Annotated in this window: 11 protein-coding genes; 3 read left to right on the top strand and 8 right to left on the bottom strand. The window is 59.5% G+C overall.

The window, feature by feature from the left end; translation table 11 throughout:
• The first annotated feature begins 40 nt into the window (after window positions 1-40).
• The 3 genes from G494_RS0118975 (at window position 41) to G494_RS0118965 (ending at window position 2,943) form a co-directional block, all read left to right on the top strand.
• Window positions 41-1,609 (top strand): sigma-54-dependent Fis family transcriptional regulator, encoded by a 1,569-nt coding sequence (locus G494_RS0118975; RefSeq protein WP_035247576.1) that lies wholly within the window; start codon window positions 41-43, stop codon window positions 1,607-1,609.
• The gene (locus G494_RS0118970; RefSeq protein WP_028585782.1) at window positions 1,609-2,175 is read left to right on the top strand and encodes an epoxyqueuosine reductase QueH; all 567 of its coding nucleotides are present in this window, start codon (window positions 1,609-1,611) and stop codon (window positions 2,173-2,175) included. Before G494_RS0118975 ends, G494_RS0118970 begins: the two co-directional genes overlap by 1 nt.
• An 84-nt stretch (window positions 2,176-2,259) precedes the next feature.
• Window positions 2,260-2,943 carry an XTP/dITP diphosphatase gene (locus tag G494_RS0118965; RefSeq protein WP_028585781.1) on the top strand — a complete coding sequence of 228 codons (684 nt, stop codon included), beginning with the start codon at window positions 2,260-2,262 and terminating at the stop codon, window positions 2,941-2,943.
• Window positions 2,944-3,074: 131 nt separating this feature from the next.
• Here G494_RS0118965 and glpK read toward each other — a convergent pair whose 3' ends face one another.
• From glpK to G494_RS0118920, 8 genes are all read right to left on the bottom strand, one after another.
• Window positions 3,075-4,562 (bottom strand): glycerol kinase GlpK, encoded by a 1,488-nt coding sequence (glpK, locus tag G494_RS0118960; protein WP_028585780.1) that lies wholly within the window; start codon window positions 4,560-4,562, stop codon window positions 3,075-3,077.
• Between the two features lie 179 nt (window positions 4,563-4,741).
• Entirely contained in the window at window positions 4,742-6,424 is a 1,683-nt protein-coding gene (locus G494_RS0118955; RefSeq protein WP_408608412.1) for an ABC transporter substrate-binding protein, read from the bottom strand.
• A gap of 320 nt (window positions 6,425-6,744) precedes the next feature.
• A complete protein-coding gene (glpD, locus tag G494_RS24515; protein WP_084457092.1) occupies window positions 6,745-8,316 on the bottom strand; it encodes a glycerol-3-phosphate dehydrogenase in 1,572 nt (523 codons plus the stop codon).
• Window positions 8,317-8,578: 262 nt separating this feature from the next.
• Window positions 8,579-9,664: an META domain-containing protein gene (locus G494_RS25830; protein WP_161630021.1), complete on the bottom strand. Its 1,086-nt coding sequence runs from the start codon at window positions 9,662-9,664 to the stop codon at window positions 8,579-8,581.
• A gap of 64 nt (window positions 9,665-9,728) precedes the next feature.
• Window positions 9,729-10,748 (bottom strand): NAD(P)H-dependent glycerol-3-phosphate dehydrogenase, encoded by a 1,020-nt coding sequence (locus G494_RS0118935; protein ID WP_028585778.1) that lies wholly within the window; start codon window positions 10,746-10,748, stop codon window positions 9,729-9,731.
• A complete protein-coding gene (gene gyrA, locus G494_RS0118930) occupies window positions 10,726-13,239 on the bottom strand; it encodes a DNA gyrase subunit A (RefSeq protein ID WP_028585777.1) in 2,514 nt (837 codons plus the stop codon). The genes G494_RS0118935 and gyrA overlap by 23 nt, the downstream gene beginning before the upstream one ends.
• A 55-nt stretch (window positions 13,240-13,294) precedes the next feature.
• Window positions 13,295-15,706, bottom strand: coding sequence for a DNA topoisomerase (ATP-hydrolyzing) subunit B (gene gyrB, locus G494_RS0118925; protein WP_028585776.1), 2,412 nt, complete (start codon window positions 15,704-15,706; stop codon window positions 13,295-13,297).
• A 79-nt stretch (window positions 15,707-15,785) separates the two neighbouring features.
• Window positions 15,786-16,265: an asparaginase domain-containing protein gene (locus tag G494_RS0118920; RefSeq protein ID WP_028585775.1), complete on the bottom strand. Its 480-nt coding sequence runs from the start codon at window positions 16,263-16,265 to the stop codon at window positions 15,786-15,788.
• Window positions 16,266-16,272 lie beyond the last annotated feature (7 nt).

The raw sequence follows: 16,272 nt of genomic DNA, 5'->3' as shown, positions 1-16,272 counted from the left end.
TACCATTTCAACGAGCCACTGTCAACACTCTCATTACCTTATGAAACAGGAAAATAGTTCCTCACTGCAGCAGGAGCAAGAACTCAAAAACCTGAGCTGCCTCTACGAGATCACCAAATCCCTGGCCTCTGCCTCCAACCTCCAGGACGGTCTGAACAAGGTCATGGAGACCCTGGCCGAGATGAAGGGCATGGAAAACGGCACGGTCTCCATCATCAACCCCACCACCGGTGAGGTGGAGGTGGAGATCGCCCACAACATCAGCGCCCATGCCAGGCGTCGGGGCCGCTACAAACTCGGTGAGGGCATCACCGGCAAGGTGGTAGCCACCGGTGAACCGATCATCGTCCCCCGGATCGGCAACGAACCCCTGTTTCTCAATCGCACCAGAACCAGGGGCGACGAGCAGAAACAGAACAGCTCCTTTCTCTGTGTGCCCATCATCACCGGCAGCCAATCCATCGGCGCCCTCTCCATCGACCGGGTCTATCCGGAGGGTTTTGGTGCCCGCTCAGAGCAGGATCTCCGCTTTCTGACCATCACCTCCAGCCTGATCTCCCAGACCGTGGAGCGGATCCAGCTGGTCAACGAGGAGCAGGAGGCCCTCCGTCTGGAGAACTCACGGCTCAAGCGAGAGCTCTCGGCCCGCAACAAGATCGAGGAGATCATCGGCAACTCCTCCAGGATGCAGGAGGTCTTTGAGATGGTCCACCGGGTGGCGGACTCCAATGCCACGGTCCTGCTCCGGGGCGAGTCCGGCACCGGCAAGACCCTGGTGGCCAAGGCCCTGCACCACAACTCCAACCGGGCCAAGGGACCCTTTATCGTGGTCAACTGTTCGGCCCTGCCCGAGACCCTCCTGGAAAGCGAACTGTTCGGCCATGAAAAGGGCGCCTTCACCGGGGCCACCGAGGCCAAACAGGGTCGCTTCGAACTGGCCCGGGGCGGGACCCTCTTCTTAGACGAGATCGGCGAGATCAGCCCTGCGGTCCAGGTCAAGTTGCTCAACGTCATCCAGGAACGCACCTTCCAGCGGTTGGGATCCTCCAAGATTATCGAAACCGATATCCGGCTGGTGGCTGCCACCAACCGGGACCTGGAGACAGCGGTCAAGGAGCTCCACTTCCGCGAAGACCTCTACTACCGGCTCAACGTCTTTCCCATCTACCTGCCGCCCCTCAGGGCGCGCAGAACCGATGTTATCCTCCTGGCCGAGTACTTCCTGGAAAAGTATGCCCAGGAAAACAACAAACAGATCCAGCGGATCTCCACCCCGGCCATCGACCTGCTCAACCAGTACCACTGGCCGGGCAATGTCCGGGAACTGCAGAACTGCATGGAACGGGCCGTGCTGATCTGTGACGGGAGCTCCATCAAGTCCATTCACCTGCCACCCTCCCTGCAGAGCAGCGATTCCATTTCCTCGGATAAACCCCTTTCCCTGGCCACTGCAGTTGAAAATTTTGAAAGAGAACTTATCATTGAAGCGTTAAAACGGACCAACGGCAACCAGACCAAGGCCGCCAAACACCTGGACACCAGCCTGCGGATCATCAACTACAAGATCCATGGCTACGGTATTAATCCCAAGCAGTTCAAGGTCAAGTAATGAAGCTCCTTCTCCATAGCTGCTGCGGCCCCTGCGCCATCTATCCGGTGGCGCGGCTCCGCCAACAGGGCCATAACCCCACGGCCTACTTTTTCAACCCCAACATCCACCCCTTTCGGGAGTTTAAAAAACGGATCGCAGCCCTGCGCCAGTTTGGGGAAATGGTGGACCTTGAGCTGGAGATCGATACCAACTACGGACTCACCGACTTCCTCCGCCAGGTGGTCTTCAAGGAGTCCAAACGCTGTCCCCTCTGTTACCGGATGCGTCTGGAGCAGACCGCACGGCGAGCGGCCGAGCTGGGGATGGAGGCCTTCACCACCACCCTGCTCTACTCCCGCTACCAGCAGCACCAGTTGATCCGCACCCAGGGAGAACAGCTGGCCGAGCGCTACGGGCTGCGCTTTCACTACGAGGACTACCGGCCGGGCTGGCAGGAGGGGATCGACCAGTCCCTTGCCATGGAGTTGTATCGCCAGCCCTACTGCGGCTGTATCTACAGCGAGCAGGAGCGTTACGACAAAAAATACCGGCGGGATCCCAGGCTCACGGGCGAGGATGGTTGACCCCGGGAGGCAGGCCCTCCCCGCCCCCTGGCCCCCTTTCTTTCCCATCATCATTGGGCTTAGGCCCGTTATCAGGAGTGTACCATGGACAACGTCATTGTATTGGCAACCGGCAACCAGAACAAACTCAAGGAGATACAGGCCCTGCTCAAAGAGAGCCCCATCACGGTGAAGACCATCAAGGACTTCGGTCCCATGCCAGAGGCCGTGGAAGACGGGGAGACCTTTGACGACAACGCCTACAAGAAGGCCCTCCACTATGCCAAGATGCTCGGCCTGCCCTGCCTGGCCGATGACTCCGGGCTGGTGGTCAATGCCCTGGACGGCCGGCCCGGGGTCTACTCGGCCCGCTACAGCGGCGAGAATGCCACGGACTGGGATAACTGCGAAAAACTGCTGGCCGAGATGCAGGGCAAGGCAGACCGTTCGGCCTACTTCATGTGCGTCCTCTCCCTGGCCACTCCCCAGGGACCGGCCCTGACCTGGGAGGGGCGCTGTGACGGCGAGATCCTGGAAGAGCGACGGGGCGAGGCAGGATTCGGTTATGATCCGATCTTCTTTTTCCCGGATTTGGGTAAGACCTTTGCCGAGGCCTCCATGGAGGAAAAGAGCAAGGTCAGCCACCGGGGCAAGGCCCTCCAGGAGTTTGCCGCCGAAATCTCCAAGATCCAGGTCTGGCTGCGCCAGCGCTTTGAGGAGCACAAGCCCGAGAAACCGGATCACGCCGAGTTTGAACACAACGACTGGTCCCAGGAACGGATGGTCTGAGCCAGGCTCTTTCTCCAGCTGAAAAGCGAAAAAAGGTCTGCCCCTCGCCGGGAGGGGCAGACCTTTTTTTATGGAAGCCTTTCAGCTGTTCCCGGCCCGGGACGCTGAAGGCGGCTTGACGTTAAGCTCTCTTACCTGCTCAGGGTCCTGCGTACCGCCTGCTGCCAGCCCTGATACTTCCGTTCCCTGAGCGCTGCAGCCATCTCCGGGCTGAACTGCCGGTCCAGCTTCCAGCGACCGGCAAACTCATCGGGTTCCGGGTAGACCCCCTGGTAGAGGCCGGCCAGGTAGGCGGCTCCCAGGGCGGTGGTCTCCAGGACCTGGGGTCGATCCACCGGGGCATCGAGAATATCGGCCAGGGCCTGCATGGTAAAGTCCGAGGCCACCATCCCCCCATCCACCCGCAGCACCGGCGGGTTGTCCTGGTGCCAGTCACTGCGCATGGCCTCCAGCAGGTCCCTGGTCTGGTAGCAGACCGACTCCAGGGCTGCCCTGGAGAGTTCCGCCGGCCCGGTTCCCCGGGTGATCCCGTAGAGCGCCCCCCTGGCCTCTGCGTCCCAGTGCGGGGCCCCCATGCCGGTAAAAGCCGGCACCAGATAGACCTCCTGAGCGGGATCGGCCTGGGCCGCCAACTCACCGCTGGCGGCTGCCGAGTCGATCAGCCCCAGGGCGTCCCGCATCCATTGCACCGCTGCCCCGGCCACAAAGATCGAGCCCTCCAGGGCGTAGCTGGTTTGGCCCTTTAAACGGTAGCCGATGGTGGTCAGCAACCGCTTGCGGGACCGTACCGGCTCGCTGCCGGTGTTGAGCACGGCAAAACAACCGGTCCCGTAGGTGGACTTGAGCATTCCCGGCTGAAAACAGGCCTGCCCCACCAGGGCTGCCTGCTGGTCACCGGCAATGCCGCTAATCGGCACCGCCGCCCCCAGCAGTTCCGCGCTGGTGGTGCCGAAGTCGGCGGCACAGTCCTTGACCTCGGGCAGCAGGGAGGCCGGGATCTGCAAGAGCTCCAGCAGTTCCTCATCCCAACCGTTATCGTGGATGTTGAAGATCAGGGTACGGGCCGCGTTGGTGGCATCGGTGGCATGGACCCGGCCGCCGCTGAGCTGCCAGAGCAGAAAGGAATCCACCGTGCCAAAGGCCAACTCTCCGGCCTCGGCCCGTTGCCTGGCGCCGGCCACATGATCCAGCAGCCAGCTGATCTTGGTGGCCGAGAAGTAGGGATCGATCAGCAGGCCGGTCCGGGCGGTGATCATCTCGCCGTGGCCCTGCCGCTCCAGCTCTGCACAGAAGTCGGTGGTTCGCCGGTCCTGCCAGACAATGGCCCGATGGATCGGCTCCCCGGTTTGCCTATCCCAGAGGATGGTGGTCTCCCGCTGGTTGGTGATGCCTATGGCGGTCAGCTCGGCCGCGCTGATCCCGGCCTGCTCCAGGGCCTGCCTGCAGGTGGCCAGGGTGGAGGACCAGATCTCCGCTGGATCATGTTCCACCCAGCCGGATTGGGGAAAAAACTGGGTGAACTCCTCCTGGGCCACGGTCACGATCTCCAGTTCAGCGTTGAAGATGATGGCTCGACTCGAGGTGGTCCCCTGGTCTATGGCAAGTATGTAAACAGGCATGTCTCCCTCTCTTCAGGTATCTGGCCCTGATCTTGTCCCAACAGAGACGATCCTCCGCCTCTCCCCACCGGGAAAGACAGCAACTCAGGTAACCCTAAGCATTCCTGCCCACAATAACGACAGCCGGACAACTTTTCCGTCCGGCTGTCCCCTTGCTCAGGCCTGGGTTGTTCCGGCTGCTACTGCTTGACAGCTGCTGTCCAGCTCTTCACCAGTTCATCGTAATCAACGGTTATCCCCTGGGGCTTCTCATTCTCCAGCTTGGGCTTGGGTGAACCAGGCTGGCTGAACCAGTAGGAGGGATCCTGCTCCTGGTTGAGTTTGGAACCACACTCACCCTGGACAGCACCATCCTCCAGATCGGCCAGGACCTTGTCCTGCTGCCGGGCCAGGGAATCCATGGCCTCCTGGGCGCTCTTATCGCCGCTTACCGCGTCTGCCACGTTCTGCCGCCAGAGCTGGGCCAGTTTGGGGTAATCCGGAACATTGCTACCGCTTGGGGTCCACTGCACCCGATCGGGGCTGCGGTAGAACTCAACCAGGCCGCCCAGTTTAGGGGCACGCATGGTAAAGGACTTGTCCCGGATATCAGACTCCCGGATAGGGGTCAGGCCGACGTGGGCCTTCTTCAGGCTGACGCTCTTGGAAATCACAAACTGGGCATAGAGCCAGGCCGCCTTGCGACGATCCACTGGAGTGGAATCCAGCAGGGTCCAGGAGCCCGCGTCCTGGTAGCCCAGCTTCATCCCCTCCTGCCAATAGGGACCGTGGGGAGATGGGGCCAGCCGCCACTTGGGCTTCCCCTCTTCATCCACCACCTGGCTGCCGGGCCTGGCCATGTCCGTGGTAAAGGCGGTGTTCCAGAAGATCTGTTGGGCAACGGCGCCCTGGGCAGGAACCGGGCCAGCCTCGGAGAAGGTCATAGCGGCTGCCTCGGGCGGTGCATACTTCTGCAGCCAGTCGATGTAGGTGCTCAGGGCATAGACCGCAGCCGGGCTGTTGGTGGCCCCGCCGCGGGCCACCGAGGAACCCACCGGACTGCAGCCCTCCACCCGGATACCCCACCCAGCCACCGGCACACCGTTGGGAAGCCCCTTGTCACCGGCGCCGGCCATGGAGAGCCAGCCATCGGTGAAGCGCCATCCCAGGGAAGGATCCTTCTTTCCGTAGTCCATGTGACCATAGACCGGTTTACCGTCGATCTCCTTGACCTTGGAGGTAAAGAATTCGGCAATGTCTTCATAGGCCGACCAGTTGACCGGTACCCCCAGGTCATAGCCGTACTCGGACTGGAACCTGGCCTTCAGCTCCGGATCCGTGAACCAGTCATAGCGGAACCAGTAGAGGTTGGCATACTGCTGATCCGGGATCTGGTAGAGTTTGCCGTCCGGACCGGTGCTAAAGGAGATGCCGATGAAGTCATCCAGATCCAGCATGGGGTTGGTGACGCTCTGCCCCTCAGCGTTCATCCAGTCGGTCAGGGGTACGGCCTGCTGATAGCGGAAGAGGGTTCCGATCAGGTCGGAATCATAGATATAGGCATCATAGCTGCTGTTGCCGGACTGCATCTGGGCCTGGAGCGTTTCAATGATATCGCCCTTGCCGATCAGCTCATGGCGGACCTTGATCCCGGTTATCTCGGTAAAGGCCTTGGCAAGAACCCTGGACTCATACTGATGGGTGATGATGGACCCGGAGACCACCTTTATCTCCATACCCTTAAAAGGCTCGGCTGCCTTGATAAACCACTCCATCTCCTTGAGCTGGTCAGCCTTGGAAAGGGTTGAGGGCTGAAATTCATCGGCCACCCAGCTCCTGGCCTCTTCCATTCCCGCCTGGGACAGAGCCGGAAAGACCAGCATGGTGGCAAGGGCAGCGGTTGTTGCCAGTTTTTTTATCATCGTACAACCTCCTAGTTTCAAACGGTTTCAGCTGATATCCGGTGGCCATTTCAGCTGAAGAAGTACAGGTGTGGCTTACACCCAGAGAATTACGCAATGCGTATGGAAAAGCAGGGCCCCCGCTGATGATGGTCTGGATAGCGGCCGCAGCCGCGACCCCCAGTCAAGTCCTGGGGCAGAGACGGTTATGGTCATGGTGGCGAAGAAGAATTTGCTCTGGACCGAGCTCGGGCTCCGGGCCAGGGAGGTGGGCAGGGGCGGGGCAATCTTTTCATAGACCGTCAGCTTGGGATAGTTGATGAAGCGTCGCTGGCGGCTGTATCCGGACCGGCCATCAGCCCGCACCACTCTTTGGCCGGCTGTTGTTCTATCCAGGATTGGAGTTTATGCTGTTCCTCTGTCGAGAGGAACAGCCCCAGGTTGGTCCGTCGCCAGAGGATATCCTCTGCACTGCGGGCCCACTCATGGGCCATCAGGTAGCGGACCTCGCAGGCATAGAGATCACTGCCAAAGCAGCTGCCCAGATCCTCTCGTTTTTTTATATCTTTGAGCAGGATAAAGGCCTGTCTACCATAAGTCCGAACAAGACGGTAGGCAAACTTGTCGCCAAGAAAGGGAAAAGCCTGCTTCAGCCTGAGCACCTCCCCCTCAAAGTCGCTGGGGGAGAATCCGCCCCCCGGCAGGCAGACGCCTGCCGACCAGGGCCTGGTGGCCGGGAGGAAGTCGGCCAGCTTCTCCAGGACCGACTCGGCCAGCTTGCGGTAGGTGGTGATCTTGCCGCCATAGATGGAGAGCAGCGGGGGCTTGCTGCCGTGGGCGCTGTCCAGCCTGAGGATATAGTCCCGGGTTGCGGCCTTGGCATCCGAGACGCCGTCATCAAAGAGCGGCCGGATCCCGGAGTAGCTGTGGACCACATCCCCGGAACTCACCTCCCGGCGGAAGTACTCGCTGGCTGCGGCACAGAGGTAGCTGATCTCCTCCGGGCTGATCTTCACCTTGCCGGGATCACCGGAGAAATCAACATCCGTGGTGCCAATCAGGGTGAACGCATCCTCATAGGGAATGGCAAAGATGATCCTGCCGTCTTCGTTCTGGAAGAGGTAGGCCCGCCCGTGCTCAAAGAGCCGCCTGATGATGATATGGCTGCCCTTGACCATCCGGATGGACTCCCTGGTCTGTTCATGGCTGACATGGTCCATGAACTCCCCCAGCCAGGGGCCGGTGGCGTTGATCAGGATCCGTGCCCGGTGGCTGCTCTCTTCTCCGCTCTCCTGATCCTCGAGGCAAAGGGTCCAGAGCCGATCGCTGCGCTCGGCTGAGAGGCAGCGGCTGCGGACCTTGATCTCGGCACCCAGCCGGGCGGCATCCATGGCATTGAGGATCACCAGCCGACTGTCCATCACCCAGCAGTCGGAATACTCAAAGCCCCTGCTATACTCTTTTTTTAAGACCGCACCCGCCTCATCGCGGCCCAGATCGAGGCTGCTTGTCGGGGGCAGGAGCTTGCGTCCGCCCAGGTGGTCGTAGATAAAGAGTCCCAGCCGAATCAGCCAGGCCGGTCGCAGGCCGCGGTGATGGGGGAGGATAAAGCGCAGGGGCCAGATGATGTGGGGAGCCGCCTTGAGCAGCACCTCCCGCTCCCTGAGGGACTCTCTGACCAGCCTAAACTCGTAGTACTCCAGATAGCGCAGTCCCCCGTGGATCAGCTTGGTCGAGGCCGAAGAGGTGCCTCCGGCCAGGTCTCCCTGTTCACAGAGCAGCACCGAGAGGCCCCTGCCGGCAGCATCACGGGCGATGCCGCAGCCGTTGATGCCGCCGCCTACTATGGCAAGATCATAGACCTTCTCTTCCATGGACCTTCCCTGTTTTGGCCACCTTGAAAAATTGCCTTTTCTTCCAATCTTGGTGTTGCTCTTAAAATTTTATCCTCGGGATATCCATTACATGGCTGCGGTACAATCTATCGCGCGCCTCGAGCCTCATCAAAGACTCTCATTTTTCAAGGTACCCTTTAACCGTAGCCGTTCTTTCCTTTGTACGGGATATCTACGGCATTGATCTGTTGGAGAGCAGCGTCAATCCCCGCTGGAATCAGTGTCCATGGCGTGCAGAGGCTTAACTTCCATCCTGGGCTTGCAGCTTCATGGTCACCTCATCGTTCTTGTCACGCAGCACCAGCAGGTTATCTTCCATCTGGTAGGATTCGGTGTTGTTGAGGGCAGCGAGGAAGGCGTTCTCCAGGGCGATATTATCCGGACAGGCCATCCGGGTACTGGCCAGCTTGTTAAATATGAAGACCTTGCCCTTGAACAGGTAAGTTCCGAAGAAACGATTACAGCCGGAAAAGCCCTTGACCCTGTTGCCTTTGGCCTCCAGGGTCAGGAAGGGGGATCTGCCCTCGTTTGCCGCTGTGATGGGGGTGCCGCCGATTTCAATGGCTCTCCAGTTCACCCCAAAGAGGCTCTGTCTGGCCAGGTTGCCGCTGCAGTCCTGATTGGAATAGAGCCGGTTAAAACTGCTGACCACGATCACATCCTCATCCCAGTCCTGGGAAGCGCCCCGGAGAAGCAGTCTGCCCTGGATCGAGACCAACAGGGGCTGGTTTGGTTCATGGGGAGTGTTGCGATAGGCCCGGTCCAGTTCGCTGAAAGCGGCGGATGGGTCTACGCTAAAATCCAACTCACTGGCACATTCTCTGAGGATATGACTATTGCCGCTGGAACGGTACATCCCCCGGATCTTGACCTCGTCGTTAAAGGGGTCATAGGACGGGCTGCGCACCAGGCTGTAGCTGATCAGGCCTTCCTGCTGCTCTCCCTGGATATCGAGAAACCTGAGGGTATCCGGGTCTTCCACCAGGTAGGTCTTCAGGGCCCCCTTGCGCTTGCCCAGGATGATCAGATTTTCCTGGGGATCGAATCGCCATCGCCGCATCTGAGCCTCGCTCTTGACGACCTTGCCACCGTTTACCCTGGTCTTACGGAGCTGATAGAGCTTATCGGGACGGAGGTTGAGATCAATCCGGACATAGTCGCAGTCTGCACAGGGGATCCTGCCGCTGAAGCTCGCCGGCAGCTCCAGAATCAGGGGATTCTCCTCGACCGGCAGCTCCTCGCCGGCCTGTTGCACCCTGGTAGAGCCGCATCCTGTGGCCAAGAGCACAAAGAGCAGGCCAATACACCATCCTGTCAGCTTGTTCACGATCCCTCCATCTCCTGAAAAATGAGGCTTATCTGCCTCTTTCATGATCCACCCTGGAGCAAGCTCAGCTGGTTTCCTGCTTCAGATCCCGGCTGAACAGGGCCTGAACAGCAGCGCTGCAGGGTTTATCTTCATAGATGACCTGATAGACCTGCTCAAGGATCGGCATCTCCACCCCCCTGTCCCGGGCCAGATTATAGCAGGACTTGGTGGTCTTCACCCCCTCTGCCACCATGGTCATCTCCTCCAGCACTTGGTCCAGGGTCTTCCCGCTGCCGAGCTTCAAGCCCACGCTACGGTTGCGGCTGAGGTTGCCGGTGCAGGTCAGGACCAGGTCACCCAGCCCCCCCAGGCCGGCAAAGGTGGCCGGATCGGCGCCCATGGCGACCCCCAGCCTGGTCATCTCGGCCAACCCCCGGGTGATCAGGGCGGCCCGGGTGTTGAGGCCAAAACCCAGGCCATCGGAGATCCCGGCGGCGATGGCGATCACGTTCTTCATGGCCCCGCAAAGTTCGATCCCGAGGACATCGCTGGAGCGGTAGGTCCGAAAGTACTCGGTTGAGAAGAGCTGCTGGACCTCAAGGGCCGCCTGCTCTTCGGCAAAGGCCACGGTCACCGCCGTGGGCTGGGCCCTGACCACCTCTTCGGCAAAACTCGGTCCACTGAGCACTCCCAGGGAGACCCGGGTATCCCCCGGGGTCTCCTCGGCCATGACCTGGGTCATGGTCATCCGGGTGGCGATCTCGATGCCCTTGACCGCTGAAACCAGCAGCACCGGTGATGCAAGCAGCGGCACGATCCGGCGATAGACCTGGCGATAGCCGTGGGAGGGGATCACCATCACGATCACCCGGGCTCCCTGAATGGTCTCTGCCAGCCCGGTACAGGCCTGGAGCGTATCGGGAAAGGCAACTCCCGGGAGATACCTGGCGTTCTGCCGCTCAGCCGCCAGTTGCTCCAGGTGGGAGGCGTTATGGCCCCAGAGGCAGACCTCCTCCCCCTTACCGGCCAGCAGCACGGCCAAGGCCGTACCCCAGCTGCCGGCACCGATGACTGCGGTTTTATTCTGACTCAGGGCTTTCATCGATCACGCTCTCCTCTTCGTCCGTGCCCTCATCTTCTCCTCCATCCTCCTCCCTGGCCAGCATGGAGAGGCCGACCACGCTCTCATCCTGGTCCAGGTTGATCAGACGAACGCCCTGGGTATTACGGCCGATGATCCGAACCGTATCCATGGCCATCCGGATCACCTTTCCGGTATTGGCGATCAGCATCACCTGATCCTCATCATCCACCGGCAATACCCCGACCACGCTGCCGTTACGCTCGCTGGTCTTGATGGCAAAGACCCCCTTGCCGCCCCGGTTCTGGAGTTTGTACTCGGAGACTGCGGTTCGTTTGCCATAGCCGTTTTCGGTGACCGTGAGGATGGAGTCATCACTCTTGAGCACCGCCACCCCGACCACCTCGTCGCCATCCCCAAGGCTGATCCCCTTGACCCCGGCGGCCAGACGACCCATGATCCGGACATTGGACTCATGGAAATGGATGGAGAGCCCGTTTCTGGTGACCAGGAAGATCTCATCATCGCCGCTGGTCAGGGCCGCGGTCAGGATCTCGTCCTCGTCCTTGATGGTCAGGCCGAACTTACCCTTTCGCAGGGGTCGTTTATACTCGGAGACAGAGGTCTTCTTGACCCTGCCCAACTTGGTCACGGTGAGGACACTCTGGCTGTTGTCCACGTTGGCCAGGTCGCTCACCGGCAGGATGGCGGCCACCTTCTCCTCATCGCCCAGTTCCAGCAGGTTGACCACGGCCTTGCCGCGGGCTGCCCTGCCTGCCAGGGGCAGTTCGTAGACCTTTCTCCAGAAGACCCGCCCCTTGTTGGTAAAGAAGAGGAAGGTATCCAGATTGGAGGCGGTGTAGAGGTTGGTGACAAAGTCATCCTCCAGGGTGGTCATCCCGCGGACGCCCTTGCCGCCACGGCGCTGGGCCCGGTAGAGATCCAGGGGGTTTCGCTTGATATAACCGGTATGGGAGACGGTCACCACCATCTCCTCGGGGATGATCATGTCCTCGGGCAGGATATCGTCCGGGGCATCGATGATCTCGGTGCGGCGCTCGTCGCCGTAGTCCTCCTTGATCTGGCGAAACTCGTCTAAGATCAACTCACTCACCAGGTTATCGTCGCTGAGGACCTTCTTCAGCCAGGCGATCTTTTCCAGGACCTCGTTATAGTCGCGGATGATCTTATCCCGCTCCAGCCCGGTCAGGCGCTGGAGGCGCATATCCAAGATGGTCTGGGCCTGGATCTCGGAGAGCTCGAAACGCCTGATCAACTCGGCCTTGGCCTCTGCCGGGTTGCTGGAACCCTTGATCAGGGCCACCACCTCATCCAGGTTGGTGATCGCGATCTTCAGTCCCTCCAGGATATGGGCCCTCTCCTCGGCCTTGCGCAGCTCAAAGGCGGTGCGGCGATAGATCACCGTCCGGCGGTGGACCAGGAAATGCTCCAGCACCTCCTTGAGGTTGAGGATCTCGGGCTTGTTGTTGACTATGCAGAGCAGGATGATGCCAAAGCTCTTCTGCAGCGGGGTCATCTTGTAGAGCTGGTTGATGACGATGTCCGGAATCTCATCCTTCTTCAGATCCAGGACCACCCGTACCCCCTGGCGATCCGACTCGTCCCTGATCTCGGCAACCGAGGTGATCCGTTTATCCTTCATCAACAGGGCGATCTTCTCCACCAGGGAGGCCTTGTTCTGCTGATAGGGGATCTCGGTGATGATGATCGACTCTCCGTTCTTGCCCCGTGGTTCGATATGGGTCCGGGCCCGCATGGTGACCACGCCCCGGCCGGTCTCGTAGGCCTCACGGATCCCGGCCCGGCCGCAGATAAAACCGCCGGTGGGAAAATCAGGACCGGTGATCATCTCCATCAGCTGGTGGATGGAGAGGCTGGGATCCTGGATAAGGGCGATCAGGGCGTCCAGGACCTCGCTGAGGTTATGGGGCGGGATCTTAGTGGCCATGCCCACGGCGATGCCCTCGGAGCCGTTGACCAGGATGTTGGGAATCCTGGAGGGCAGGACCGACGGTTCCTGGAGGGAGTTGTCGTAGTTGGGGACAAAGTCCACGGTGTCTTTATCCAGGTCAGCCACGATCTCCTGATCCAGCTTGGTCATCCGGGCCTCGGTATAACGCATGGCTGCCGGCGAATCGCCATCCATGGAACCGAAGTTGCCCTGACCATCCACCAGGGGATAGCGCAGGGAAAAGTGCTGGGCCATCCGGACGATGGTGTCATAGGCGGCGGTGTCACCGTGGGGATGGTACTTACCTATGACATCACCGACGATCCTGGCCGACTTGATGTAGGGCCGGTTGTAGGTGTTGCCCAACTCGCGCATGGCAAAGAGCGCCCTGCGGTGCACCGGCTTCAGGCCGTCCCGCACATCGGGAAGGGCCCTGCCGATGATGACCGACATTGCATAATCAAGGTATGATTTCTGCAACTCCTTTTCGATGGCAATGGTCGGTTTTTCCAATTCCTGTAGTTCAGAAGCTTCTGTCATTACGTTTTCCTGATTAAATCTTACCTAAAACTTGGCTATCTCGTCTGCTCAGCGGTTAAATATCGAGATCAGCCACCTCCAGGGCATGGTTTTGAATAAACTCCCTCCTGGGCTCTACCTTGTCTCCCATCAGGGTGGAGAAGATGTCATCGGCCATCTCGGCATCATCGATCTTCACCTGGACCAGGGTGCGGTTCTCCGGGTTCATGGTGGTCTCCCAGAGCTGCTCGGGATTCATCTCGCCCAGACCCTTGTAGCGCTGGAGGTGGCTGCCCTTGAAGGTCTCGCTGCGGACCAGCTCGATCAGCTGGTGCCAGTCTGCGGCGCTGGACTCCTTCTCCTGGCCGCCGGCAGTGCTCCGGTAGATCTGAAAGCCGCCCTTGAGGAAGGCGCTGACCTGGTCATAGATGTCCAGGGCCTGGCGATAATCGCCGATCAGGGGGATATTGGGCCCCAGTGTGGTCATCAACAGGGACTGGCCCCGGAAGGTCACATCCACCTCGTAGCAGGAGGGCCGCCAGCGGCAGGAACGGATGTTGCCGATGGTGGGCTCCAGCACCTTGAGCTGCTCCACCAACTCTTCGAGAAAGTCCCTATCCTTGAATTGATCTGCCGACTTGACCTGGTTTTCCAGGAGAAAGAGGGTCATGGCTTCCTGGATATTCATCCGCTCCAGGCGGGTGACGATCTTTTCAAAGTAGGAGAGTCGCTGCAGGGTGGTCACCAACTCCGCTCCCTGAATCTCCATCCCCTTATCGCTGCTGATCCGGAAGAGCTCGCTGGCCTGACCGTAGAGATAGCCGTTGAGGGCGTCGTCATCGATGAAGTACTGTTCTTTCTTGCCCCGACCCAGGCGATAGAGCGGCGGCTGACCGATGTAGACATAGCCGTTCTCGATGAGGGGCAGCATCTGGCGATAGAAGAAGGTCAGGAGCAGGGTTCGGATATGGGCACCGTCCACGTCGGCATCGGTCATGATGATGATCTTGTGGTAGCGCAGTTTATCCACATCAAAATCTTCCCGACCGATGCCGGTACCCAGAGAGGCGATCAGCTGTTTGATCTCCTCGGAGTTGAGGATTTTGTCAAAGCGGGCCTTTTCCACGTTCATGATCTTGCCGCGCAGGGGCAGGATGGCCTGGACCGCGCGATCTCGGCCCTGCTTGGCCGAACCGCCTGCCGAGTCACCCTCCACGATGAAGAGCTCGCGCTGTGCCGGATCCTTGCTCTGGCATTCGGCCAGCTTACCGGCCATCATCACCGACAGGCCGCCCTTCTTGCGGGAAAGTTCCCTGGCCCGCTTGGCCGCCTCCCTGGCCCGGGCCGCTTCCACGGCCTTGCTCAGGATCCGCTTGGCCACGGCCGGATTCTCTTCCAGATAGATGGAGAGTTTCTCGTTGCAGAGGGTCTCGACGATGGATTTGACCTCCGAGTTGCCCAGCTTGGTCTTGGTCTGGCCCTCGAACTGGGGATTGGGCACCCGGGTGGAGATGATACAGGTCAGTCCCTCGCGGACATCGTCGCCGCCCATCTTCTCCTTGAGGTTCTTGGGCACCACATCGTCACTGGCATAGCGGTTGATACATTTGGTCAGGGCGGCCCGGAAACCGGCCACATGACTGCCCCCTTCCCGGGTGTTGATGTTGTTGACAAAGGAAAAGATCCGCTCTGAGTAGCCGTCAAAGTATTGAAAACAGATATCCACCTGGACTTGATCCCTTTCACCGCTGATCAGGATTGGCTCGGGATGGACCGTGGTCCTTTTGCGGTTGAGATACTCCACATAGGAGCTGATCCCCCCCTCAAAGTGAAAGGTATCCTCGGCACCGGAACGTTCGTCCTTGAGAAAGACTCGGATCCCTCTGTTGAGAAAGGCCAGTTCCCGTAAGCGGTGCTTGACGGTCTCATACTTGAAGGTGGTGGTCTCGGTGAAGATGGTGTCATCGGGGACAAAATGAATGGTGGTACCGGTCTTTTCGCTGCTGCCGATTTCCTCCAGCGCGCTGGTCCGCTCCCCAAAGGCATAGCTCTGCCTATAGACCTTGCCGTTTCGCTTGACCTCGGCAAAGGCGCTGGTACTCAGGGCATTGACCACCGAGACCCCGACCCCGTGCAGGCCGCCGGAGACCTTGTAGGTGGAGTGATCAAACTTACCGCCGGCATGGAGGGTGGTCATGACCAGCTCCAGGGCGGTCATGTTTTCGGTGGGATGCTGATCCACCGGAATCCCCCGACCATTATCAATGACCGTTACCGCATTATCCTGGTGAATGATGACCTGAATACGGTCGCAGTGGCCGGCCAGGGCCTCATCGATGGAGTTGTCCACCACCTCATAGATCAAGTGGTGCAATCCTTCTTCGGCGGTATTGCCGATGTACATTGACGGTCTTTTTCGAACGGCTTCAAGTCCATCAAGAACCTTGATCTGTTCCGCTCCGTAGGACGAATTGTTCTGTTCGCTCACTGGCTTCCTTTACATAGATTGAAAAAATTGAGGAAAAAACTGCCTTTGAATGGTCAGCAGGATTTCTGTCTGCAGGGCCTCAGGTTTCAAACCTGTTTGCTTTCACGTTTTTTGAAGTGATCAGGGGATCAAAAATCCGACCGTTCATGGCGATGTAAACCCCTGGGGGGAGAATCTGAGTTGCTGCCAGGGCATAGCCGATATTAAAGACCGCATCACTCTGGCGCAGCTTTCCCGGCTGCATGGAACCGGTCAGGACGATGGTCTTGTCTTTCACCGGGACCAGGGCCCTGGCGGTCTCCACCATGGTATCGGTGCCATGGGTGATCAGGATGCGTGGGCACACCTCCTGAAGGAGGTGCGCCACAATCAGCTGCCGGTCAGCCTCGTCCATATCCAGGCTGTCCTTGCGCATCAGGGATTCCACCTGATAGCTGAAGCTGACATTGGCCTCGGCCAGGACCTCGTGGATATGGGGATCACCGACCTGAAACTCACTTTTGGCGTCAAAGTAAATCTTGTCTATGGTCCCGCCGGTGGTGAGAATTTTTAGATCCATTTCTTTT

The organism is Desulfogranum mediterraneum DSM 13871, assembly GCF_000429965.1.
GTDB classification, from domain to species: Bacteria; Desulfobacterota; Desulfobulbia; order Desulfobulbales; family Desulfobulbaceae; genus Desulfogranum; species Desulfogranum mediterraneum.
This window is presented reverse-complemented; position numbering and strand designations above follow the sequence as displayed.

What these genes read in the sequence shown, in the direction of transcription:
- G494_RS0118975 (WP_035247576.1), top strand. Translation starts at nt 41, where the DNA reads ATGAAACAGGAAAATAGTTCCTCACTGCAGCAGGAGCAAGAACTCAAA.
- G494_RS0118970 (WP_028585782.1), top strand. Translation starts at nt 1,609, where the DNA reads ATGAAGCTCCTTCTCCATAGCTGCTGCGGCCCCTGCGCCATCTATCCG.
- G494_RS0118965 (WP_028585781.1), top strand. Translation starts at nt 2,260, where the DNA reads ATGGACAACGTCATTGTATTGGCAACCGGCAACCAGAACAAACTCAAG.
- glpK (WP_028585780.1), bottom strand. Translation starts at nt 4,562, where the DNA reads ATGCCTGTTTACATACTTGCCATAGACCAGGGGACCACCTCGAGTCGA.
- G494_RS0118955 (WP_408608412.1), bottom strand. Translation starts at nt 6,424, where the DNA reads ATGCTGGTCTTTCCGGCTCTGTCCCAGGCGGGAATGGAAGAGGCCAGG.
- glpD (WP_084457092.1), bottom strand. Translation starts at nt 8,316, where the DNA reads ATGGAAGAGAAGGTCTATGATCTTGCCATAGTAGGCGGCGGCATCAAC.
- G494_RS0118935 (WP_028585778.1), bottom strand. Translation starts at nt 10,748, where the DNA reads ATGAAAGCCCTGAGTCAGAATAAAACCGCAGTCATCGGTGCCGGCAGC.
- gyrA (WP_028585777.1), bottom strand. Translation starts at nt 13,239, where the DNA reads ATGACAGAAGCTTCTGAACTACAGGAATTGGAAAAACCGACCATTGCC.
- G494_RS0118920 (WP_028585775.1), bottom strand. Translation starts at nt 16,265, where the DNA reads ATGGATCTAAAAATTCTCACCACCGGCGGGACCATAGACAAGATTTAC.